At 58.8% G+C, this 1,185-nt stretch carries 1 protein-coding gene; it reads right to left on the bottom strand.

Annotated elements, in window-relative coordinates; genetic code table 11:
- Positions 1-1,185, bottom strand: a 1,185-nt coding sequence (locus tag P8014_RS20490; protein ID WP_337819185.1) for a TonB-dependent receptor, incomplete at both ends; no start/stop codon positions are given.

Here is a 1,185-nt window from a genome sequence, read left to right on the forward strand (position 1 = left end):
ACTTTCCAGCGGGCGTTTTCGGCGTCGGTCCAGTTGCCTTTCACATTGGCGGTGTAGGCGACTTCGGGTTTGAGGTTCAGATTGCCGACATAGCCGTTGCCGTCGCCGACGAGGTTGTTCATGACGGCCGCCATCGAGTTCGTGGACCACGTGTAGCGCTGGTACAGGTTCGGCGAATGCTCCTGGCGCATCACGCCAAAAGTGTATTTTTGTCCGGCTGCAGGCTTGAATTTCGCCTGCGCGCTCCAGTTCCAGTTGCGGTCGGTCTTGTTATGGGATTGTGCGTTGAAGGCGTTGGCGTCCGTTGCGTACATCGTGCTGTAGCCCTGAACGTCGCCGGCACTCTGCACCACCGTGTCGCTGCGCGCACCGATCAGGGTGGTCCACTGCGGCGTCCACTGTCGGCGCCATTCGAGATAGGCGTCATAGCGATTGCTGTGCGCATCGTGCACGTTGTAGAACGTGTTCGGCGACATCATCATGCCGGTACCCGTGGGCGGCCAGTAGTCGTTCAGATGGAAGCTGTGCAGCAGCAGGCCGGTGCGCAAGAGGTTGGCGCTGTTCAGGTGTATCGTCGCGTCGAATTTGGCACCGTTGACGCGCCCGTCCGAATTCATGGGCATGCCCTGAGCCGTGCCGTACGTATATTGCTTGTCACCGTCGAAATTCATGGTGTGCTTGACGTTCTGGTGGTACAGATTCAGCTTGATGTTGCCCCAGGAAAATTCATCTTTGTAATTGAGGTGAACCAGGCTGCTTTTGTTGCCGACCATATCCATGCGTTGATTTGCATAGTCCTCGTATGGAATGTCCTGCCAGTCCACCGACAGACCGAGCGATTGAGTGCCGTGACGATAGGCGAACGCGAGCAGCTGGTTGTTGGTGTCGTAGGCCGATGATCCGACCACGTCGCCGTCGAGCGCGTGTCGGTCGGTAGCGGCCGGCCCGGCGGTATGGAAGTCGCCGCCGGCTTTGTAGTCGGATGCCTGCGCGACATCGCCCTTGTACATCATGCTGAATGAATTGTTGGCTACGCTCGCGCCCAGGTGTACGCCGTTCGCATCGCCGTTGGTGCGGTAATAAGCGACGATGTTGCCATCCGTCCGGATCTTTCCGGGAGCGGCGAATTGCGGGTCGGTCTGGTTCATGACAATGGCGGCGCCGATGCTGTTGCCGTTGACGCTG

Source organism: Acidihalobacter sp. (assembly GCF_037381185.1).
Classification (GTDB): Bacteria; Pseudomonadota; Gammaproteobacteria; order DSM-5130; family Acidihalobacteraceae; genus Acidihalobacter_A.